Annotated in this window: 21 protein-coding genes; 11 read left to right on the top strand and 10 right to left on the bottom strand. The window is 66.4% G+C overall.

Annotated features, from left to right (window positions below; translation table 11 throughout):
- The first annotated feature begins 251 nt into the window (after positions 1-251).
- From C5F75_RS15695 to C5F75_RS15685, 3 genes are read left to right on the top strand one after another with little or no spacing between them, the layout of a single operon-like run.
- Positions 252-1391, top strand: a complete 1140-nt coding sequence (locus tag C5F75_RS15695) for a Re/Si-specific NAD(P)(+) transhydrogenase subunit alpha (protein ID WP_059581130.1) — start codon at positions 252-254, stop codon at positions 1389-1391.
- 11 nt (positions 1392-1402) lie between these two features.
- Positions 1403-1729 carry an NAD(P) transhydrogenase subunit alpha gene (locus C5F75_RS15690; RefSeq protein ID WP_006476884.1) on the top strand — a complete coding sequence of 109 codons (327 nt, stop codon included), beginning with the start codon at positions 1403-1405 and terminating at the stop codon, positions 1727-1729.
- The gene (locus tag C5F75_RS15685; RefSeq protein ID WP_059581136.1) at positions 1726-3180 is read left to right on the top strand and encodes an NAD(P)(+) transhydrogenase (Re/Si-specific) subunit beta; all 1455 of its coding nucleotides are present in this window, start codon (positions 1726-1728) and stop codon (positions 3178-3180) included. Before C5F75_RS15690 ends, C5F75_RS15685 begins: the two co-directional genes overlap by 4 nt.
- Positions 3181-3288: 108 nt before the next feature.
- Here C5F75_RS15685 and C5F75_RS15680 read toward each other — a convergent pair whose 3' ends face one another.
- The 9 genes from C5F75_RS15680 to C5F75_RS15635 all read right to left on the bottom strand — a co-directional run bounded on the left by C5F75_RS15680 (position 3289) and on the right by C5F75_RS15635 (position 13293).
- A complete protein-coding gene (locus C5F75_RS15680) occupies positions 3289-3696 on the bottom strand; it encodes a T6SS amidase immunity protein Tai4 family protein (protein ID WP_219817249.1) in 408 nt (135 codons plus the stop codon).
- A gap of 405 nt (positions 3697-4101) precedes the next feature.
- A complete protein-coding gene (locus C5F75_RS15675) occupies positions 4102-4788 on the bottom strand; it encodes a helix-turn-helix transcriptional regulator (protein WP_059581139.1) in 687 nt (228 codons plus the stop codon).
- Between the two features lie 73 nt (positions 4789-4861).
- Complete coding sequence (locus tag C5F75_RS15670; protein ID WP_104012433.1) at positions 4862-5266, bottom strand: VOC family protein; 405 nt, start codon at positions 5264-5266, stop codon at positions 4862-4864.
- A gap of 314 nt (positions 5267-5580) precedes the next feature.
- Positions 5581-6882, bottom strand: coding sequence for a THUMP domain-containing class I SAM-dependent RNA methyltransferase (locus C5F75_RS15665; protein ID WP_059581144.1), 1302 nt, complete (start codon positions 6880-6882; stop codon positions 5581-5583).
- Between the two features lie 156 nt (positions 6883-7038).
- Positions 7039-9168: a site-specific recombinase gene (locus tag C5F75_RS15660; RefSeq protein ID WP_104012432.1), complete on the bottom strand. Its 2130-nt coding sequence runs from the start codon at positions 9166-9168 to the stop codon at positions 7039-7041.
- A 496-nt stretch (positions 9169-9664) separates the two neighbouring features.
- The gene (locus C5F75_RS15650) at positions 9665-10387 is read right to left on the bottom strand and encodes a PqiC family protein (protein WP_104012431.1); all 723 of its coding nucleotides are present in this window, start codon (positions 10385-10387) and stop codon (positions 9665-9667) included.
- Positions 10384-12003 carry a PqiB family protein gene (locus C5F75_RS15645; protein ID WP_059581152.1) on the bottom strand — a complete coding sequence of 540 codons (1620 nt, stop codon included), beginning with the start codon at positions 12001-12003 and terminating at the stop codon, positions 10384-10386. Before C5F75_RS15645 ends, C5F75_RS15650 begins: the two co-directional genes overlap by 4 nt.
- On the bottom strand, positions 11996-12631 hold the full coding sequence (locus C5F75_RS15640) for a paraquat-inducible protein A (RefSeq protein WP_006476876.1): 636 nt from the start codon (positions 12629-12631) through the stop codon (positions 11996-11998). The genes C5F75_RS15645 and C5F75_RS15640 overlap by 8 nt, the downstream gene beginning before the upstream one ends.
- Entirely contained in the window at positions 12628-13293 is a 666-nt protein-coding gene (locus tag C5F75_RS15635; RefSeq protein WP_059581157.1) for a paraquat-inducible protein A, read from the bottom strand. Before C5F75_RS15635 ends, C5F75_RS15640 begins: the two co-directional genes overlap by 4 nt.
- A 258-nt stretch (positions 13294-13551) precedes the next feature.
- On the opposite strand from C5F75_RS15635, the gene C5F75_RS15630 reads away from it, so the two are divergent.
- From C5F75_RS15630 to C5F75_RS15595, 7 genes are all read left to right on the top strand, one after another.
- Positions 13552-14112, top strand: a complete 561-nt coding sequence (locus C5F75_RS15630) for a cytochrome b (RefSeq protein WP_104012430.1) — start codon at positions 13552-13554, stop codon at positions 14110-14112.
- A gap of 8 nt (positions 14113-14120) precedes the next feature.
- Positions 14121-14681 carry a YceI family protein gene (locus C5F75_RS15625; RefSeq protein ID WP_006482463.1) on the top strand — a complete coding sequence of 187 codons (561 nt, stop codon included), beginning with the start codon at positions 14121-14123 and terminating at the stop codon, positions 14679-14681.
- 65 nt (positions 14682-14746) lie between these two features.
- Positions 14747-15328 (top strand): YceI family protein, encoded by a 582-nt coding sequence (locus C5F75_RS15620; RefSeq protein WP_034187441.1) that lies wholly within the window; start codon positions 14747-14749, stop codon positions 15326-15328.
- 200 nt (positions 15329-15528) lie between these two features.
- A complete protein-coding gene (locus C5F75_RS15610; RefSeq protein ID WP_099316077.1) occupies positions 15529-16806 on the top strand; it encodes an MFS transporter in 1278 nt (425 codons plus the stop codon).
- A 211-nt stretch (positions 16807-17017) separates the two neighbouring features.
- A complete protein-coding gene (locus C5F75_RS15605; RefSeq protein ID WP_104012429.1) occupies positions 17018-17758 on the top strand; it encodes a LysM peptidoglycan-binding domain-containing protein in 741 nt (246 codons plus the stop codon).
- Entirely contained in the window at positions 17746-18180 is a 435-nt protein-coding gene (locus C5F75_RS15600; protein WP_059581169.1) for a lysozyme inhibitor LprI family protein, read from the top strand. The genes C5F75_RS15605 and C5F75_RS15600 overlap by 13 nt, the downstream gene beginning before the upstream one ends.
- Positions 18181-18185: 5 nt before the next feature.
- Entirely contained in the window at positions 18186-18617 is a 432-nt protein-coding gene (locus C5F75_RS15595) for a hypothetical protein (RefSeq protein WP_226094209.1), read from the top strand.
- Between the two features lie 14 nt (positions 18618-18631).
- On the opposite strand, the gene C5F75_RS15590 is transcribed toward C5F75_RS15595, so the two are convergent.
- Positions 18632-18874 (bottom strand): hypothetical protein, encoded by a 243-nt coding sequence (locus C5F75_RS15590; RefSeq protein WP_059581171.1) that lies wholly within the window; start codon positions 18872-18874, stop codon positions 18632-18634.
- A 2-nt stretch (positions 18875-18876) separates the two neighbouring features.
- Here C5F75_RS15590 and C5F75_RS15585 point away from each other — a divergent pair, with 2 nt between their 5' ends.
- Positions 18877-19182 (top strand): hypothetical protein, encoded by a 306-nt coding sequence (locus C5F75_RS15585; protein ID WP_089464549.1) that lies wholly within the window; start codon positions 18877-18879, stop codon positions 19180-19182.
- The last annotated feature ends 204 nt before the right edge of the window (positions 19183-19386 follow it).

Below are 19386 nucleotides of genomic sequence, written 5' to 3'. Positions count from 1 at the left end.
CTGCCGGCCGTTCCGTTAGACGAATCCGACCCTTTCGGATTCGTCGGCCCCGGCGGGACATGGCGGCGCGGATCAAACCGACGTCGCATTCGAGCACGATCGTGCGGAAAGTGCTGGCGGGGCCATCGCTTTCGGTTAAAGTGCAGCGTGAACGCCGTTGCTCGTGAGCCGGTAAGTCAGCCTGTCCGGCTCGTTGCGCAGTAAAAAGATCGCAAGAAAAGAAATACTGACAATGACTGGAGGAACTGACGATGCATATTGGAGTGCCTGCTGAAACGCGGGCCAACGAGGCGCGTGTGGCCGCGACGCCGGAAACCGTGAAGAAATACGCGGCGGCCGGCCATCGGGTCAGTATCGCGAAAGGGGCCGGCACCGCGGCCAGCTATCCCGACGAAGCCTATGCGGCCGCCGGCGCCGAATTGACCGACCAGTCGGCCGCTTTCGACGCCGACCTCGTGCTGAAGGTCCAGGCGCCCACCGACGCCGAACTGCCGTCGCTCAAGCGTGGCACCGTGCTGGTCGGCATGCTCGAGCCGTTCAATGGCGAGCAGGCGGCGAAGCTCGCCGCGGCCGGCGTGACCGGTTTCGCGCTCGAGGCCGCGCCGCGCACGACGCGCGCGCAGAGTCTCGACGTGCTGTCGTCGCAGGCGAACATCGCCGGCTACAAGGCCGTGCTGGTGGCCGCGTCGCTGTATCCGCGCTTCATGCCGATGCTGATGACCGCCGCGGGTACCGTGAAGGCGGCGCGCGTGCTGATTCTCGGCGCGGGCGTCGCGGGCCTGCAGGCGATCGCGACCGCGAAGCGGCTCGGCGCCGTGATCGAGGCGTCCGACGTGCGGCCGGCCGTGAAGGAGCAGATCGAGTCGCTCGGCGCGAAATTCCTCGACGTCCCGTTCGAAACCGACGAAGAGCGCGAAGCCGCGCAGGGTGTCGGCGGCTATGCGCGCCCGATGCCGCCGTCGTGGCTCGGCCGCCAGGCCGCGCTCGTGCACGAGCGCGCGAAGCAGGCCGACATCGTGATCACCACCGCGCTGATTCCGGGGCGCCCGGCGCCGACGTTGATCTCGGTGGAGACCGTGCAGTCGATGAAGCCCGGCGCGGTGCTCGTCGATCTCGCGGCCGGCCGCGGCCCGGAATTCGACGGCCGCAAGGGCGGCAACTGCCCGCTGACCGTCGCCGACCAGGTGATCGTGCACAACGGCGTGACGATCGCCGGCTACACGAACCTCGCGTCGATGGTCGCGTCGGACGCGTCGGCGCTGTACGCGCGCAACCTGCTCGATTTCATGAAGCTGATCGTCACGAAGGAAGGCACGCTGAACATCGACCTGACCGACGACATCGTCGCCGCGACGCTGCTGTGCCGCGACGGTGAAGTCACGCGCAAATAACGGAGGAGACCATGGAAGTCATCAATCACACGGTGATCAACGTGATCATCTTCGTGCTGGCGGTGTACGTCGGCTACCACGTCGTCTGGAACGTCACGCCGGCGCTGCATACGCCGCTGATGGCCGTGACCAACGCGATCTCGGCGATCGTGATCGTCGGCGCGATGCTCGCGGCGGCGCTCACCGTCGGCGCGACCGGCAAGTTCTTCGGCACGCTCGCGGTCGCGCTCGCGGCCGTCAACGTGTTCGGCGGCTTCCTCGTGACGAGGCGCATGCTCGAGATGTTCCGCAAGAAGGAGCCCAAGCGTGTCGAGGGCGGCAAGGAGGGCGCGCGATGAGCATGAACGTCGTTACGCTGCTGTACCTCGTCGCGTCGGTGTGCTTCATCCAGGCGCTGAAGGGCCTGTCGAACCCGAAGAGCGCGCGGCGCGGCAACCTGTTCGGGATGGTCGGGATGGCCATCGCGATCCTCACGACGATCGCGCTGATCGTCAAGCAGGCCGCGTGGCTCGGCGCGAACCTGCCGCTCGGCCTCGCGCTCGTGCTCGGCGCGCTGATCGTCGGCGGCGGCGTCGGGGCATTCGTCGCCGCGCGCGTCGAGATGACGAAGATGCCGGAACTCGTCGCGGCGATGCACTCGCTGATCGGTCTCGCGGCCGTGTGCATCGCGTATGCGGTGGTGTCGGAGCCGGAAGCGTTCGGGCTCGTGCCGCAGGACGCGGTGTCGTCGAGCTTCATCCCGTACGGCAACCGCGTCGAGCTGTTCATCGGCACGTTCGTCGGCGCGATCACGTTCTCCGGTTCGGTGATCGCGTTCGGCAAGCTGTCGGGCAAGTACAAGTTCCGGCTGTTCCAGGGCGCGCCGGTCGTGTACGCGGGCCAGCACCTGATCAACCTGATGCTCGCGATCGCGATGCTCGGCTTCGGCATCCTGTTCTTCATCACGCAGGCGTGGCTGCCGTTCATCATCATGACGGCGATCGCGTTCGTGCTCGGCGTGCTGATCATCATCCCGATCGGCGGCGCGGACATGCCGGTGGTCGTGTCGATGCTGAACTCGTACTCGGGCTGGGCCGCGGCCGGCATCGGCTTCTCGCTGAACAACGCGATGCTGATCATCGCCGGTTCGCTGGTCGGCTCGTCGGGCGCGATCCTGTCGTACATCATGTGCCATGCGATGAACCGCTCGTTCTTCAACGTGATCCTCGGCGGGTTCGGCGGGGAAGCGGCGGCCGGCGGCGCGGGTGGCGCGCAGGAGCAGCGGCCGGTGAAGTCGGGTTCGGCCGACGACGCGGCGTTCATGCTCGGCAACGCGGAATCGGTCGTGATCGTGCCGGGTTACGGGCTCGCCGTCGCCCGTGCGCAGCACGCGCTGAAGGAGCTGACCGACAAGCTGGTCGAGAAGGGCATCGACGTGAAGTACGCGATCCACCCGGTCGCCGGGCGGATGCCGGGGCACATGAACGTGCTGCTCGCGGAAGCGGAGGTGCCGTACGAGATCGTGCACGAGATGGAGGACATCAACGGCGAATTCGGCCAGGTGGACGTGGTGCTCGTGCTCGGCGCGAACGACGTCGTGAACCCGGCGGCGAAGAACGATCCGAAATCGCCGATCGCGGGGATGCCGATCATCGAGGCGTACAAGGCGCGCACGGTGATCGTCAACAAGCGCTCGATGGCGGCCGGCTACGCGGGCCTCGACAACGACCTGTTCTACATGGACAAGACGATGATGGTGTTCGGCGATGCGAAGAAGGTCATCGAGGACATGGTGAAGGCCGTCGAGTGACGACAGGGCAGCGCGCCGGCTGCGTTCATGACGGAGCGAATGCGGTCGTGCGCATGCCATGACATGTGCAATGCAGGGGGCGCACGTATTGGCCCCCGCCGCGCAGCGCTAGCGCGCTTTTGTCAGCCGATCGGAAAGCGCGTCGAGTTCCCGACTGTGGAAGAGGTCGATGCACTTCATCGTATTGAACGACGCTGGAATCGATCCGCTGTATTGTCGTTCGACATACCGTTGCGTGAGCGCGCGGAGCGCGTCGCAGGCCTCGATTGGCTGATCGCCGAATTCCAGATAGGCGCTTGCGGTGGCATTGGCGTCGTCACGATCGCGGGTATCGTGCGCGATCCCGGCCAGGCAAACGCTGAGTGCCCAGTTCTTCAGCAACGTTTTTTGCGAATGCTGTTCGACAGCATGGCGAGCATCGGGGGCCGCGACCGTGGCTTGGGGTGCGGCCGTGACGGGGCCGATTGCGAGAGCCATCGCGAGCGCGAGCAGCGGGTCTTGCAGCGCAATACCCATATCGATGCGGTTTCCGGAATCCGTGTCCCGACTTCATCGACTGAAACTTTGACTCTCATGAAGGCGTGCCATCCACTGGAGAATGGCGGTCTCGACATGTTGTTAATCCAATCGGAATTGACTGAGAGGCGCGAGCCGATTCCTCAAATCCTCAGGATCATGGGCGGATCGTGCCGTGAAAAAATCGACAAGCAAGCTCGATTGTGCGCAGTGCTGACGATTCAGAAAATGGGACGTGTATGGAAAATCTCGCCGGTTTCGTTGATTGTGCGACGAACGGTTCCGTCCGACCGCTACGTTCCAAGAAGCGGTCGGTACGGAAATTCGAATGAAAACGAGAGAGATTCGAAAGTGACGGCGCCGATTTTCCCGGCGCCGTTTTCCATCCCGCGGCGGCCCGATGCGTCACTTCATCGGCGCTTCCGCGATCCGCATGTAGTCGGCGATCCGACGGCCTTCCATGTCCGGAAACTGCTCGTGCACGGTGATGTCGCCCATCCGCGCGATGTCGAAGGTGCGGAAATCGCCGCGCAGCTCGCACCACGCGCCGATCGTCCAGCGCCCGCCCCAGTAGACGAGCCCGAGCGGCCATACGCGGCGCTGCGAATGCGCGCCGAGCCGGTCGCGATAGGCGAAGCTGACGATGTGGCGCGTGTCGATCGCCTGGTGGATCGCGTCGACCTTCGCGCAAAACGTCTCGTCGATGTGGAACGACGGCGCGAACACGGGCAGCCGGTCGAGCGCCGTGCGCTTGTCGGCCGGCATCGCCGACGCGATTTTCGCGAGCGCCGAGCGCGCGCCGCTCGCGAAGCGCGCACCGCCCCAGGTTTCGAGCATCCGCGCGCCGGTGGCGAGCGCCGCCAGCTCCTCGGCCGTGAACGTGAGCGGCGGCAGGCTCGCGTTGCGGTTCAGCCGGTAACCGATGCCGGCTTCGCCTTCGATCGGCACCCCTGACAGTTGCAGGTCGCGCACGTCGCGATAGACCGTGCGCGGCGACACCGACAGCCAGTCGGCCAGTTGCTGCGCGGTCGTGAGACGACGCCCGCGCAACAGCTCGGCGATCTGGAACAGACGGTCGGCACGGCGGGTCATGACGGCACCTCGATTCCTCTGGCTACGGGGACTTCGCGATGATAGCGCCGCGCCGGTCCGCTGACCGCTGCGCTCAGTGGCATTTCGGCGCGTGCAGGCCGACGCGGTTGCCTTCCGTGTCGATCAGGTAGCCGACGTAGCCGTAGTTGTTCGGCAGCTCGACGACCGAGCCCTGCACGACGCCGCCCGCGCGCTTCGCGCGTTCGAGCGCGGCGACGACCGATTCGCCGGCGTTCAGGTAGACGAGCACGCCGTTCGCGCTCGGCTTGATCTGCTGCGGATCGAACACGATGCTGCCGCCCGTGCTCGACGCTTCGTGATCGAACATCGCCATCGGCACGCCGCCGATGACCTCGCGCTGCAACGTGGTTTGCAGCACGGTTTCGTAGAAGCGGATCGCACGGTCGAAATCGAGGGACGGAATGTCGAACCACGCGATCGCGCGTTCCAGAGTTGCGGTTGCAGTTGCGGACGTCATGACGAGCTCCTTGTTGTTCGGGTTGTTCTGGACGGAAACCAGCCTTGCATTGCGCCGGGATTGCAGTGTGAGCGGGGGCTCCTGACAGCGTGCTGTCAGTAGTGATGGCGGTGCTGACAAAAGGGCCCCGTCGACCGCATCGGCGGCGTGCGCCCGGGCGGCGGCGCGTACGGGGCCGGGCGGGCGGAGCGGGCGCGGCCCCGCTTGCATCGGTGCCGCGCAAAACAAAACGCCCGGCGGATGCCGGGCGTCATCGGAGTGTCAGCAGGCGGCAGCGGCCGCCGCGACGTTCGCGCGAGTTCGGCGCGTCAGGGTCAGGCGTCGCCTTCCTGCGCGGCCGGGCGCGCCTTCACGCTGCCTGCGATCAGGTCGAAGCGGAACAGCCGGCATTCGAGCGCGCCGTTGAACAGCGGCGTCTTGGCCGATTCGCGCAGCCGCAACTGGCCCGGCAGCGAACGGTCGGACGTCAGCAGGAACGCCTGCCAGCCCGTGAAGCGCTGCTTCAGCGCATCGCCGAGCGCGTTGAAGAACTCGCTGTCCGGCGCGTCGGTGTGCGTGCGGCGGAACGCGTCGTCGTTGCCGCGGTTGCGGCCGGTCTCGCGCACCTCGCCGCGCGCGCTGCGGCCGCGCACTTCGATCCGCTCGCCGTACGGCGGGTTCGCGAGAAGGATGCCCGGCCCGTCGCACGGCGGCGTCATCCCGCGCGCGTCGACCTGCTTGAGCCACACCGACGGCACGCCCGCGCGCTCGAGGTTCGCGCGTGCCTTCTCGAGCATGTCGCCGGAGATGTCGCTGCCGTACACGCCGAGCGCTTCGCCGCGCTGGGCCCGCGCCGCGCGCTTCGCGTCGAGCGCCGGCACCTTCAGCCCCTGCCACGCGGTGATGTCGTACTGCTTGAGCTTTTCGAAGCCGAACCGGCGCTCGACGCCCGGCGCCACGCCGAGCGCGATCTGCGCGGCTTCCGCGAGGAACGTGCCGCTGCCGCACATCGGGTCGTACAGCGCGGTGCCGGGCTTCCAGCCCGTCAGCCGCAGGATGCCGGCCGCGAGGTTCTCGCGCAGCGGCGCCGCGCCCTTGTCGAGGCGCCAGCCGCGCTTGAAGAGCGGCTCGCCCGACGTGTCGAGGTACAGCGTGCATTCGCCCGCGGTCAGGAACGCGAACACGCGCACGTCCGGCGCACCGGTGTCGATGCTCGGGCGCGAGCCGGTTTTCTCGCGCATCCGGTCGCAGATCGCATCCTTCACGCGCAGTGTCGTGAATTCGAGGCTCTTCAGCGGCGACTTGATCGCGGTGATGTCGATGCGCAGCGTCTGCGTCGACGCGAACCAGCGTTCCCACGGCTGCTCGAGCGCGAGCGCGTAGACGTCCTGCTCGTTGCGGTACGGGCCGTGCGCGATCTTCAGCAGGATCCGGCTCGCGATCCGCGAATGGAGGTTGGCGGCCATGCCGGCGGCCCAGCCGCCGCTGAAATGGACGCCGCCCGGCACCTGCGCGCCCGCGGTGAACGGCGCGCCGTTCAGGTGGCGGCCGGCGATTTCGGCCAGCTCGGCGGCAAGCGCCGCTTCGAGGCCGCGCGGGCAGGGGGCGAAGAATTCGAACAGGGTGGGCGAGGACATAAGGCGGGTGAGGACGTGCAAAAGTCCACTATTGTACGCGGCGCGGGCGACCGGGGCCGGCGTTTCGGCGCGGCGGCGCCGGCGCAACCGCCGTTCGCGCGCGCCGGCAGGGGCGGCGAGGCGGGGGGCGGCCGGGCGCCGCCGCCTCGCCGCCGGTCAGTGCGCGCCCGGCTGGCCGACGCGCGTGCTCGGATTGCCGGCCGGCCAGAACAGCGCCAGCGGATTCGACAGCATCGTGCGGACGATCGCCGCGACGAGCGCGCGCACCTTGGTCGGGCGCAGGCTGCGCGAGCGCACGGCCATCGTGAACGCGAGCGCGAAGCTCACGAGCACGTTGAGGATCGCCATGCTCAGCACGCCGGCGGCGGCCCACCACAGCTCGGGTGTGCCGAGCGCACCCTTGCCCAGTACGCCGAGCGCGACGCCGATCGAGCCGGCCGACAGCGTCACGTGCCGCACCTCGAACGGGAACATGAACACGGTGACGATCGCCGGAACGAGGCCGAGCATCAGGCCGAGACCGACGTTCGCGACCACGCCGGCGACGTTCGACCGGCAGAAGTGCGCGAGCTTCGCGGCGCCGGCCGCGCCGAGCGTGAGGCGCAGCCGGCGGTTGTACGTGAGCGCGTCGCCGACCCGGTGCAGCACGAACCAGTTGTCGGCCCAGCCCGCGAGCAGGCTCGACGCCCACAGCAGCACGCCCGTCAGCGCCGCGTAGAACGGCGTCGGGCCCAGCAGCGAGAACGAATGCAGCGTCGCGTGCGCCTTCTCCGGCGAAATCACGTTCGTGTGCAGCACGTTGGCCGCGAACAGCTGCACGAGCAGGCACACGGGCAGCACGACGAGCACGTTGCCGGAAATCGCGGCCGCCTGCGTGCGGATCAGCGCGATCACCGATGCGACGAACGCCTTCACGCCTTCGTCGTGGCCGGTGTCGTCGAGCTCGCGCGCGAGCGTCGGCGCGGTCATCGCGGGCTGCTTGGTCGCGAGCGTGAAGTGCAGGAAGTGCATCAGCATGAAGCTGGCCGCGTAGTTGATGCCCGCGAGCAGCCCTTCGAGCATCGACTGCAGGTGCGCGCCCGTGATCGCGAACTTCACGCACACCGTCGCGACGGTGACGAGGCCGCCGCCCGCGGCCATCCGCAGCATCTTCAGGTACTCGGCGCGGCCGCGCGAGATGTAGTGTTCGCCGGTGTCCGCGTTGGTCTCGACGAGCTTGCGCGCGAACAGCGAGAAGTTGCTGCGCACGAGGTGCGCGACGCTCTGGCTGTTCTGGTTCGCGTCGACGAGCTCCGCCGTCAGGTGCGCCATTCCGTGCAGGTCGTCGCGCGCCATCCACGCGTTGAGCAGCGTTTCCGCGCGCAGGATGCGCATGCGCATCCGCTCGACCTGGAACACGATGTCGACCGACACGCCGTTGCGGTACAGGTGCGCGAACACGTCGTCGACGGCGATCCGGCATTCGTCGAGCAGCACGCGCAGGTAGTTCACCTCGTGCAGCAGCTTGCTCGGGTCGCCGCCGTCCTCGACGGCCGCATGCGCGGTCTCGACCGCGAGCATCGCGCGCGTCAGGCGGTAGAACGGCTGCGATTCGAGCGGCTGGCGTTCCAGCGGCTTGCGCGCGTCGTCGTCGGACAGCCGGCTGCGCACCGTCTGCGACAGGCCCGTCGAGCTGATCTGGCAGGTCAGGTTGTGCAGCGCGGCCAGCAGGTCGCGCGAGAACGAGCCGGGCTCGTGGCGCTCTTCGTCGGTGACGTCGAACGACAGCAGTTGGGCGAGGCGCGCGAGCAGGTCGTCGGGCAGCGCGTCGATCCATTTCGCGTCCTCGGGCGCGGGGAACATCAGCGTGAACAGCGCCGACAGCTCGCGGCGGTTCGGCGCGGGCGGGATCAGCGACGAGTCGATCCGCTCGAACAGCGCGCCGAAGAAGCCCGAATGCACGGGCATGCCGGCGTCGCACAGCAGCGAGATGCCGTCGCACTCGCGCAGGATGCCGCGCAGGATGCGCGCGGCGTGCGCTTTCCACGCGGGGTTGCGATCGAGCACATGGAACAGGTAGCGCAGCCGCGCATGGGCCGGATACGCGCGCGTGTCGGCGTCGCGCGCGGCCGGCGCGTCCTGCACCGTGCCGTTGCGGCGCAGCCAGTGCGCGAGCTCGATCAGCCATTCGCTGCGCTCGGCGTACGACGCGTCGGCGTCGGCGTGCGCGAGCAGCGCATCGAGCTGGTGACCGGCATTGCGCGACGCGCGCCACTTCTTGATCAGGGTCGTCAGGGAACGAAACATAAACGGAATAGCGAAAGCCCGGGACGGGCGGGTTCGGGATGCCGGCCGGGAAAACGGCGCGGCGCCGGTGAGCACGGGTGAGACGGGGCCGGTGGCCGGACGACGCGCGGCGACCCGCGATGCGGCTGCCCCGCCGCGGTGCACGCGATTCGCGTGCGGGCGCCGGGAGGCACGGCGGTCGGGCTGAACGCGGCCCGGCGCCGCTGGCTGGCGCGCACGACTAACGGCGCAAGCCTGAAAGTGCGTAGGATCGTCAATCGGGCCGGAAAACGCAAGCCGACCGCTTGGCATGGCGCGGGTTCCGCCGGCTTTGACAAAGAATGTAAATGGCCGTCCGGCCGTGGGGCGCGGTAAGCGAGGGCGGCTGCGGCGGCATGCTGCCGGCGTTCGGCGTTCGGCTTTCGGCGTGTGCGACCGGACGCGCCGCGCCGGGCGACACCGCGCACGCGAACGCCGCGCCGTGTCGAACGTTCGCGCCCGTGCCGCCTGCGTTCGCTTATGCGCCCGACTTGCCCGTCGTGCCGGCGTCGCCGCCGGACGTCGGGTTGGCCGGACACGGCACGACCGGCGCGGCGGCCGTCTTGCCGCCGGCAGCCGGCGCGGCCGCCGCGCCGCCGCGAGCGGCCATCGCGCGCACGCCGGCCGCGGCCTGCGTCGCAATCACGTCGAGCGCGCGCCGGTGGCCGGCGACGAGCGCGTCGTAGCCGTCGGCGACCGGTTCCGCGACGCTCGTGCGGCAGGTCATCACGGCCTGCGTGGCGAGCGAGCGCACGCTCCACACGGCGTCGAGCGCGGCGCGCTTGCCCGGCCACGACTCGAAGCGCTGCACGTTCACGCTGATCCGGTATACGGGCACGCCGGCCGGATACGCGGAATTCGCGACGTCGATCGTGCCGAGCTGCGCGGCGAGATCGTCCGACAGCGCGCGGCGGATCTCGTCGGCGGGCGGCGACGCCCAGCGTTCCTGCTCGAGCACGTCGACCTGCGCGGCGTTCTTCTGCACGACCAGCTGGTTCTTCGCGACCTGCTCGGGCACGCCGACCGACGGCACCTCGATCAGGAACGCCGGGTTGGCCGGCGCGGTGCGCAGCGGCGCCGCGGCGTCGGCCGGGCTGAGCGTGTAGAACCGCGCGGGCGGCGAGCTGCACGCGGCGAGCGCGAGTGCGGCGAGTGCTGCCGCCGCGCCGCTCGCGAAACCGTTCACGCGTTTCGTCGTCATGGTTGATCTCCTGGCTTGCCCTTGAGCAGCGATTCGGGGTGGCGCTCGAGATAATCGGCGAGCGCGTTCAGCGATTGCAGCGTGCGCGTGAGCTCCTTCAGCGCGCCGCGCACGTCGGACTGCAGCGGTGAATCCTGCTGCAGCGTCGCCTCGGCGGTCGAGAAGGTCTGCTTCGCGGCCGACAGCGTGTCGCGCGCTTGCGGCGCGACCTGCGTGTCGAGCTGCTTGAACAGCTTGTCGGCGTTCGCGAGCGCGCTGTTCAGGTTCGCGCCGATCTGGTCGAACGGCACCTTGTCGAGCTTCTTCGCGATGTCGGCGACCTGTAGCTGCAGCTCGTCGAGCGTATTCGGCACGGTCGGCAGCTCGAGCGGCTGGCGGGCCGTGTCGATCTTCGCGGCCGGCGCCTTCGGGAAGAAGTCGAGCGCGACGTACAGCTGGCTCGTCAGCAGGTTGCCGGTGCGCAGCTGGCCGCGCAGCCCGTGCTGGACGAGCCGCTCGACGATCTCGCGGCGCGCCGGTTCGCCCTTGCTCTCGATCGTCTCGCGGAAGCGGCGGCCGAGGCGTTCCGGATACACATTCATCGTCACCGGCATCAGGAAGTTCTTCGTCTTCGGATCGAAGTCGATGCCGATGTTCGTCACCTCGCCGAGCACGATGCCGCGGAAGTCGACCGGCGCGCCGACGGCGAGCCCGCGCAGCGACTGGTTGAAGTTCATCACGACCTGCAGCGGCTGGCCGTCCGGGTCGCGCATCGCGTCGCCTTCGTCGGAGCCGAGACGGAACGTCGTGTTGTTCGGCGCGGTCGTGCCGGTGCCCTGGTTCGGCGGCGTCTGGAACGCGATGCCGCCGAGGATCACCGTCGCGAGCGACTGCGTGTTCAGCTTCAGGCCGCTCGAATCGAGCCGCAAGTCGACGCCGCTCGCTTGCCACCACCGCGTGTTCATCCCGATGTACTGGTCGTACGGCGCATTGACGAACACGTTGAACGTGACGCCCGTGCCGTCCTTGTCGAGCGAGAAGCCGACCACCTGGCCGACCTGCACGCGGCGGTAGTAGACCGGCGAGCCGATGTCGACCGAGCCGAGCGAATCGCCGCGCAGCACGTACTGCGTGCCTTTCTGGTCGCCCGTGACGGCGGGCGGCGTCTCGAGGCCCGTGAAGTCGGTCAGCGTGTCCTGGCCGTGGCCGGCGTCGACGCCGATGTATGCGCCGGACAGCAGCGTGCCGAGCCCCGACACGCCGGTCGCGCCGACGCGCGGCCGCACGATCCAGAAGCGCGAGCCCTTGACGGCGAAGTCCTCGGCTTCCTTCTTGAGCTGCACCTGGACCAGCACGCGCGACAGGTCCTTCGACAGCTTGATCGTCTTGACCATGCCGATCTCGACGTCCTTGTACTTGACCTGGGTCTTGCCCGGCTCGAGCCCTTCGGCGCTGTGGAAGCTGATCGTGATCTCCGGGCCGCGCTCGCGCACGGACTTGATCACGAGGCCGATGCCGATCAGCGCGGCGATCAGCGGCACGAGCCAGACGAGCGACGGCAGCCAGCCGCTTTTCGTCGAGATCGCCGGATCGGGCGGCCGGGGCGCGTCTTGCTGCGGGCCTTGTGGATTATTCATGGTGATTCCCTGAGGTTTCGACTGGATCCCAGATCAGGCGGGGATCGAACTGCATCGACGCGAGCATCGTCAGGATCACGACCGAGCCGAACGCGAGCGCGCCGGGGCCGGCCGTGATGACGGCGAGCGAACGGAAATGGACGAGCGCGACGGTCAGCGTCACGACGAAGATGTCGAGCATCGACCAGCGGCCGATGCGCTCGACGATCCGGTACAGGCGCGTGCGCTGCAGCGGCCGCCAGGCGGCGCGGCGCTGCGCACTCGTCACGAGGATCGTCAGCACGCCGAGCTTGAGCATCGGCACCAGAATGCTGGCGACGAACACGACGACGGCGAGCGGCCAGTCGCCGGACGTCCAGAAATAGATGACGCCGCTCATGATCGTGTCCTGCTGCGACCCGACGATCGACGACGTGCGCATGATCGGCAGCAGGTTCGCCGGAATGTACAGGATCGCGGCCGCGAGCAGCAGCGCCCACGTGCGCATGATGCTGTTCGGCGTGCGCACGTGAAGCGCGCTGCCGCAGCGCGCGCAATGTGCGTGCGGCTGGTCGATCGTCTGCACGAGCCCGCATGCGTGGCAGCTGGCATAACCCTCGCGGGCGGCGGTCGGCGTGGGGCTCGTCATCGGCGGGGCGCGTCCGGCAGCGGCGCGGCGGCGTCGGGCCGCCCGGGCGCGCGGCCGGCGCGCAGGTCGTCGGCGATGTCCCATACCGTACGCGGGTCGAACATCAGCACGACGGCGGTCATCAGCGTGAGCGCGCCGAACGCGAACAGCGCCGCATCGGGCACGACGCGCGCGAGGCTCACCATCTTCACGATCGTGACTACGATGCCGAGCATGAACACCTCGATCATCCCCCACGGCCGCACGAGCTGGATCGTGCGCAGCACGAGGTTCAGGCCCGGCGGCACGACGCCGCGGCGGATCGGCAGCAGCACGTAAAGCAGCGCGGCCATCTCGACGAGCGGGAACAGCACGGTCGAGCAGAACACCATCACGCCGACGGCCGCCATGTCCTGATGCCACAGCGTGTCGATCGCGCCGATCAGCGTCGTCTGCACGCGCGTGCCGTTCAGGTCCATTTCCAGGATCGGGAACGCCTGCGCGATGATGAAGGTGACGAGTGCCGCGACCGCGAGCGCGGTGATGCGCTCGATCTGCGTGGTGCTGTTGCGATAGAGCAGCGCGTCGCAGCGCGGACAGCGCGCGATCTCGCGACCGTGAAGACGCGGTTTATGCAACAGTGCGTCGCATTCGTGGCAGGCAATCAGGTCGTATCGTTGCATGGAAAAGGCGGTGTTGCGGCGGCTCGGGGACGCGTCGACGGGGCCGGAACCCGCGCCAATCTTACCAAAAGGGCTTTTTCGATGGGTCAAGGATCGTGTGCTGCGTGACCGATCGGTAACATGACGGGAAGCCGTCAGCCGGCTGGCGCGCCTGTCCTCAGAGTCCGCGCGCGTCAAAAGGTTGCGGTAGCATGGCGCCCTTGACATGCGTCGGACGAATTTACCGGCGCTGCCGTTCGCTGAACTGAGGAACCCACGATGGCATCGAAATCCCCGCCGGCCGTGCCGGCACGCTACGCGCATACCGCGATCGCGCTGCACTGGCTGATCGCACTGCTGATCGTCTGCGGCTTCGCGCTCGGCTGGGTGATGACGGACATCCCCGGCTTCACGCCGACCAAGCTGAAGTACTTCTCGTGGCACAAGTGGATCGGCGTGACGGTGTTCGCGCTGGCCGTCTTGCGCGTGCTGTGGCGTGCGACCCACGTGCCGCCGCCGCTGCCGGGCGACACGCCGGCGTGGCAGCGCGCGGCGTCGCACGGCGTGCACATGCTGCTGTACGTGCTGATGATCGTGATCCCGGCGACGGGCTACCTGTACAGCTCGGCGTCGAACATCCCGGTCGTCTATCTCGGCATCGTGCCGCTGCCGCGCCTGATCGACCCCGATCCGGCGCTCAAGGAAACCTTCAAGACGCTGCACGTGACTTTGAATTACATTCTGCTTGCGCTCGTTTCGCTGCACGTGCTCGCGGCGCTCAAGCACCAGTTGTTGGACCGCGACGGCCTGCTGTCGCGCATGCTTCCCTTTGCCAAATGAAGGATCCCATGAAAGTGTCTTTCTCCCGCTCCATGCTGACCGCGTTCGCCGCGGCGGCGCTTGTCGCGTCGGGCGCGGCGCATGCCGACGTCGATCTCGCGAAGAGCAAGGTGTCCGCCGTGTCGAAGCAGATGAACGTGCCGACCGAAGGCGCGTTCAAGAAGTTTTCCGCGCAGGTGAAGTTCGACCCGGCCAAAGCCGCGCAGGGCAGCGCGCAAATGACGATCGACGTCGCGAGCTTCGACCTCGGCGACAAGATGTACAACGACCAGGTCGCCGGCAAGGACTGGTTCGACGCGAAGACCTATCCGCAGGCGACCTTCGTGTCGTCGGCGATCGCGCCGGCCGGCGGCAACAAGTACAACGTGACCGGCAAGCTGACGATCAAGGGCAAGGCCGAGACTGTCACGGTGCCTGTCACGGTCGCGCAAAACGGCGCGACGCAGACGTTCGACGGCGTGCTGCCGATCAAGCGTTCGGCCTTCAACGTCGGCACCGGCGAGTGGAAGGACACGTCGATCGTCGCGGACGAAGTGCAGATCAAGTTCCATCTCGTCGCCACGAAGTAAGCGGCAGGTTGCCGCCTCAACTGAATGCCGCGCGAGGGCGCGGCGCCGTTTCCAGGAGAAAAAGTTTGAAAAAGCATCTGATCATCGCCGCAGGCGCGCTGGCCGCTTCGCTGTCGTTCTCGGCCTTCGCCGAAAGCGCAACGTACCAGTTCGACCCGAGCCACACGTACCCGAGCTTCGAGGCCGACCATTTCGGCGGCCTGTCGGTCTGGCGCGGCAAGTTCGACAAGTCGAGCGGCACCGTGACGCTCGATCGCGCGGCGAAGACCGGCACGGTCGACGTGACGACCGACATCGCGTCGATCCACACGGGCAGCGCGAAGCTCGACGAGCACCTGCAGACGGCCGAGTTCTTCGACGTGGCGAAGTTCCCGCAGGCGAACTACAAGGGCACGATCAAGTTCGACGGCGACAAGCCGGTGTCGGTGGTCGGCAACCTGACGCTGCATGGCGTCACGAAGCCGCTCACGCTGAAGATCGATTCGTTCAAGTGCATGCCGCACCCGATGCTCAAGCGTGAAGTGTGCGGCGTCGACGCGGTCGGCGAATTCAGCCGCGACGATTTCGGCCTCGACTACGGCAAGCAGTACGGCTTCAAGATGAAGACGAAGCTGCTGATCACGGCCGAAGCCGTCAAGCAGCAGTAATATTCCCCGACGCGGCCGGCCATCGCGCCGGCCCCCCGCGGGCAAACCGCCGCGCTCCCGTTACCGGGGCGCGGCGGTTTTTTTGCGCGCCTATAATCGCCCGAACGTCGCATGTGGCCATGCGGCGCCGGGCAGGCCGACGGCGCGACGTCGGCCGCCTCGAACATCGAACAGAACGTACAACGACAAGGAGATCGCCGATGCATGCCGTCACGCAGTCCAGCTCCATGGCTTCGTCGCCGCGCGTCTGGCGCGCGGTGGTCGCCGCGTCGATCGGCAACGCGCTCGAGTGGTTCGATCTCGTCGTCTACGGCTTTTTCGCGGTGACGATCTCGAAGCTGTTCTTCCCGGCCGGCAACGACACCGTGTCGCTGCTGCTCACGCTCGGCACGTTCGGCGTGTCGTTCTTCATGCGGCCGCTCGGCGCGATCGTGCTCGGCGCATACGCCGATCGCGCGGGCCGCAAGGCCGCGCTCACGCTGTCGATCCTGCTGATGATGGCCGGTACGCTCGTGATCGCGGTGCTGCCGACTTACCAGACGATCGGCGTCGCGGCGCCGCTGATCCTCGTCGCCGCGCGGCTGATGCAGGGCTTCTCGGCGGGCGGCGAGTTCGGCAGCGCGACCGCGTTCCTCGCCGAGCATGTGCCCGGGCGGCGCGGTTTCTTCGCGAGCTGGCAGGTCGCGAGCCAGGGGCTCACGACGCTGCTCGCGGCCGGCTTCGGCACCGTGCTGAACGCGCAGCTCACGGCGGACCAGATGGCTGCGTGGGGTTGGCGCGTGCCGTTCTTCTTCGGGCTGCTGCTCGGGCCGGTCGCGTACTACATCCGCGCGAAGGTCGACGAGACGCCCGAATTCCTCGCGGCCGAAAGTACCGCGAGCCCGCTGCGCGATACGTTCGCGTCGCACAAGGCGCGGCTCGTCGCGGCGATGGGCGTGGTCGTGCTGGGCACCGTCGCGACCTATCTCGTGCTGTTCATGCCGACCTACGGCGTGAAGCAGCTCGGCCTCGCGCCGTCCGCCGCATTTGCCGCGATTCTCGTCGTCGGCGTGATCCAGATGGCGTTCGCGCCGCTCGTCGGCCACTGGTCGGATCGCTACGGCCGCGTGCATGTGATGATCGCGCCGGCCGTCGGCATTCTCGTGCTGATCTATCCGGCGTTCGCGTATCTGGTCGCGCATCCGGGTTTCGGCACGCTGATCGCGCTGCAGGTGCTGCTCGCGTTCCTGATGACCGGCTATTTCGCGGCGCTGCCGGGGCTGTTGTCCGAGGTGTTTCCGGTGCAGACGCGCACGACCGGGATGTCGCTGGCGTATAACGTCGCGGTGACGATCTTCGGCGGCTTCGGGCCGTTCATCATCGCATGGCTGATCAAGACGACCGGGATGAAGACCGCGCCGAGTTTCTACCTGATGTTCGCGGCCGTGCTGAGCCTCGTGGCGCTGGTGGTGCTGCGGCGGCGGTTCGGGTTCCGGTGAGGCTTGGGTGAGGCGGGCGGTGGTTTTTATGTGCTGCCAACCATGCCGCCATGCGCCGCCTTTTTCGGCTGGTGATGTTTCAGCGATTGCCCCTGGCTCGGAATGAGCCTTACAAAATTCAGTCACGTCTTATGGCGATTTTGTCCCGTGCTTTGTAGAGTCTTGCGGGATATCTCGCACACCACCCGGCAATTGACCGGAAAGGACTGATATGGCGATTCAAGCACCAGCGAAGACAGGTTTCGAGAAATGGCAGGACGGCATTGACAAGGCGGCCGGAGATGCCAAATGGGATTCCTGGGATTGCGAAATCCGGATGGCAGTTGATGAGTACAACCGTCATCTTTCCGGGATAGCTGGGTATAGGCCGTTGGATTGGCAGCTTGTCAAGGCAATGTTATGGGTCGAATCCGGTCCGGCTAACTCGGAATGGAACATCAGGCCGATGCGCATCGGCGTTCCTGGCGATCCAGGGCTGTCATCCTTGCTGTCGGGAAACGAGGGTGGCGACTTGATTCTGCCACCGGCCTGGAAGGGACAACTGACGATGGGGTCGGTCCGAAGCATGCCGGCACATAACATTCGTGCGGGGATCGGTTACTTGCTGATGAAAACGGCTCATTATGAGTACCGCAGCGTGTCGAACGTCGATGTCAAAATCTATGAGGTCATCGTTAAGCCAGGCGATAACCTCGACAAGATTGCAAAGGCGCAAGCAAGCACAGTAGATACGCTGAGAAAGTTCAATCCGACCGCTGCCGTTCTACGACCTGGGCAGACGTTGAAGTATCAGAAAGCGTCTGTGCAACGCGTCATCACAAGCTGGCGACAGATCTCCACAACGTTGATAGCACAACGCTATAACGGAGGAGGCGATTTCAATTACGCGGCAAAACTCGACTATGCATTGAAGGCGATGCAGAAAAGGACGGGGGCGATATGCGCAGAATAGTATTTTTAGTTGCAGCTGTTGCCTTTCCGCTCGTTTCGATAGCTGCCTCGCATACTTCGGTTCAGAGCGAGCGCGAACTGCGCGGCGAATGCTCGAATGGAGTGACTGGCGTAAGAGAGTGTTTGCAGCGGAAGCAGGAGGACAGTGAGGTCGAGCTGAGGCGTGCCGAAGAAAAGGTGCGTAATGCGTTTGCCAAGTGGGATGAGGACTCCAAGTTCATCAGTCTGGCCACGACAAGGCTGGCCGCGTCGAAGAAAGCTTTCGTGAAATACCGTGAAGCGCAATGCGCATTCGCCTCGGCATTGGGCGGGGGCGCCATTGGCAATGCGCTTGAGATGAGGAGGCTAGCCTGTGTTGCAGAACTCAATAACAGGCGCGCCGCGCAACTACGCGACGCGGTGTCTGACTTGCCACTGAAGTAGCGCGCATGAATTGGCGCGTGCTCATGGTCTTGGCGGCGTCCACCTCTCCTGGCGGTGTCTGGAGTGCGACAGTCGCTGCCGACAACGCTTTTACAGGCAACTTCCAGGGAACCGGCAGAGCCTGTTCGGGTGCACTCTATGTACGCGCTAAGACGATCGAGTGGAATTCAAGCTACAGCATCTGCAAGTCGTCCCCCTACGAAATTCTGGAGAAGAAATTCGATGGCGACCAGGAGCGAATAGTCTTTCGTTTGAAGAATCGCAGTAGTCGATGCCGTTACTCTGTCGTAGAAGTTGAGCGAGCAAGCGGCTACAACTGGAACGTGAGCGGCTACCAATCTTTGGAAGGGTTTCGGAAAAGAGATTTACCGGAATGGAGTAATTCACCGTTACCAGAAAGGCAAATATTGTCGTGCTCGATGACCGGGCCAGATTGAGTTGGAAGCCGGAATCATGTAGACGGATTACCTTCCGATTCGCAGACCGGCTTCGCCGGCATCGACCATGGTTTCGCATCAACCTTCGCAATCGCGCGCCCTACCAGCGCATCGAGCGCTTGCCGGAGTTGCGAGTCGACGGTCGTGCCGATTTCACGCGGCGGCAGCGCCGCGCTCGTCGACCGAGCGACCTTCGCGTGCGGGAACGGGACGGGCACGAGCCGGTTCGCATCGGGCGCGCCGGGTGGTGGTTTCACTTATGCGGCAAAGCCAACTGCGCATTGAAGGCGATGCAATGCAGGACAGGGCGAATATGCGAAAAATCGTATTATTAGTCGCGGCTATTACTTTTCCAATCATCTCCATAGCCGCGCCGGATACCTGGGTTCAGAGTGAGCGCGAACTGCGCGGCGAATGCTCGAACGGAGTGATTGGCGTCTCCTCATTGGGCGGAGGTGCTATAGGCAATGCACTTGAGATGCAGCGTCTGGCCTGTGTTGCAGAACTCAACAACAGACGCGCCGCGCAACTACGCGACGCGGTGTCTGACTTACCGTTGAAATAGCGGGCCATGTCCCCATCGCGACGCGACGGCACGAGCCATGCCGGCACGATACCGTAGCCCGCCGCCCGTGCCGTCGCGTCGCGAGAAGAGGGCGGCGACGCCCACATGAAAAAAGGCCGGTCCAACATGAACTGACCCCGCAAAGTTGGACAGTTAAAGGCTAGGCGCCCAAGGGCTGAGTCCTGTATTGCACGGGACTCAGCC

It is taken from the genome of Burkholderia anthinoferrum (assembly GCF_002925705.1).
GTDB classification, from domain to species: Bacteria; Pseudomonadota; Gammaproteobacteria; order Burkholderiales; family Burkholderiaceae; genus Burkholderia; species Burkholderia semiarida.
Note: the sequence above shows the minus strand (reverse complement) of the source record. Positions and strands in the feature narration are given on the sequence as shown.

Coding starts and splice junctions, on each gene's coding strand:
- C5F75_RS15680 (WP_219817249.1), bottom strand. CDS start 3,696: ATGGGTATTGCGCTGCAAGACCCGCTGCTCGCGCTCGCGATGGCTCTC.
- C5F75_RS15660 (WP_104012432.1), bottom strand. CDS start 9,168: ATGTTTCGTTCCCTGACGACCCTGATCAAGAAGTGGCGCGCGTCGCGC.
- C5F75_RS15635 (WP_059581157.1), bottom strand. CDS start 13,293: ATGCAACGATACGACCTGATTGCCTGCCACGAATGCGACGCACTGTTG.
- C5F75_RS15645 (WP_059581152.1), bottom strand. CDS start 12,003: ATGAATAATCCACAAGGCCCGCAGCAAGACGCGCCCCGGCCGCCCGAT.
- C5F75_RS15610 (WP_099316077.1), top strand. CDS start 15,529: ATGCATGCCGTCACGCAGTCCAGCTCCATGGCTTCGTCGCCGCGCGTC.
- C5F75_RS15670 (WP_104012433.1), bottom strand. CDS start 5,266: ATGACGTCCGCAACTGCAACCGCAACTCTGGAACGCGCGATCGCGTGG.
- C5F75_RS15685 (WP_059581136.1), top strand. CDS start 1,726: ATGAGCATGAACGTCGTTACGCTGCTGTACCTCGTCGCGTCGGTGTGC.
- C5F75_RS15690 (WP_006476884.1), top strand. CDS start 1,403: ATGGAAGTCATCAATCACACGGTGATCAACGTGATCATCTTCGTGCTG.
- C5F75_RS15630 (WP_104012430.1), top strand. CDS start 13,552: ATGGCATCGAAATCCCCGCCGGCCGTGCCGGCACGCTACGCGCATACC.
- C5F75_RS15600 (WP_059581169.1), top strand. CDS start 17,746: ATGCGCAGAATAGTATTTTTAGTTGCAGCTGTTGCCTTTCCGCTCGTT.
- C5F75_RS15585 (WP_089464549.1), top strand. CDS start 18,877: ATGCGGCAAAGCCAACTGCGCATTGAAGGCGATGCAATGCAGGACAGG.
- C5F75_RS15595 (WP_226094209.1), top strand. CDS start 18,186: ATGAATTGGCGCGTGCTCATGGTCTTGGCGGCGTCCACCTCTCCTGGC.
- C5F75_RS15695 (WP_059581130.1), top strand. CDS start 252: ATGCATATTGGAGTGCCTGCTGAAACGCGGGCCAACGAGGCGCGTGTG.
- C5F75_RS15675 (WP_059581139.1), bottom strand. CDS start 4,788: ATGACCCGCCGTGCCGACCGTCTGTTCCAGATCGCCGAGCTGTTGCGC.
- C5F75_RS15605 (WP_104012429.1), top strand. CDS start 17,018: ATGGCGATTCAAGCACCAGCGAAGACAGGTTTCGAGAAATGGCAGGAC.
- C5F75_RS15625 (WP_006482463.1), top strand. CDS start 14,121: ATGAAAGTGTCTTTCTCCCGCTCCATGCTGACCGCGTTCGCCGCGGCG.
- C5F75_RS15650 (WP_104012431.1), bottom strand. CDS start 10,387: ATGACGACGAAACGCGTGAACGGTTTCGCGAGCGGCGCGGCGGCAGCA.
- C5F75_RS15640 (WP_006476876.1), bottom strand. CDS start 12,631: ATGACGAGCCCCACGCCGACCGCCGCCCGCGAGGGTTATGCCAGCTGC.
- C5F75_RS15665 (WP_059581144.1), bottom strand. CDS start 6,882: ATGTCCTCGCCCACCCTGTTCGAATTCTTCGCCCCCTGCCCGCGCGGC.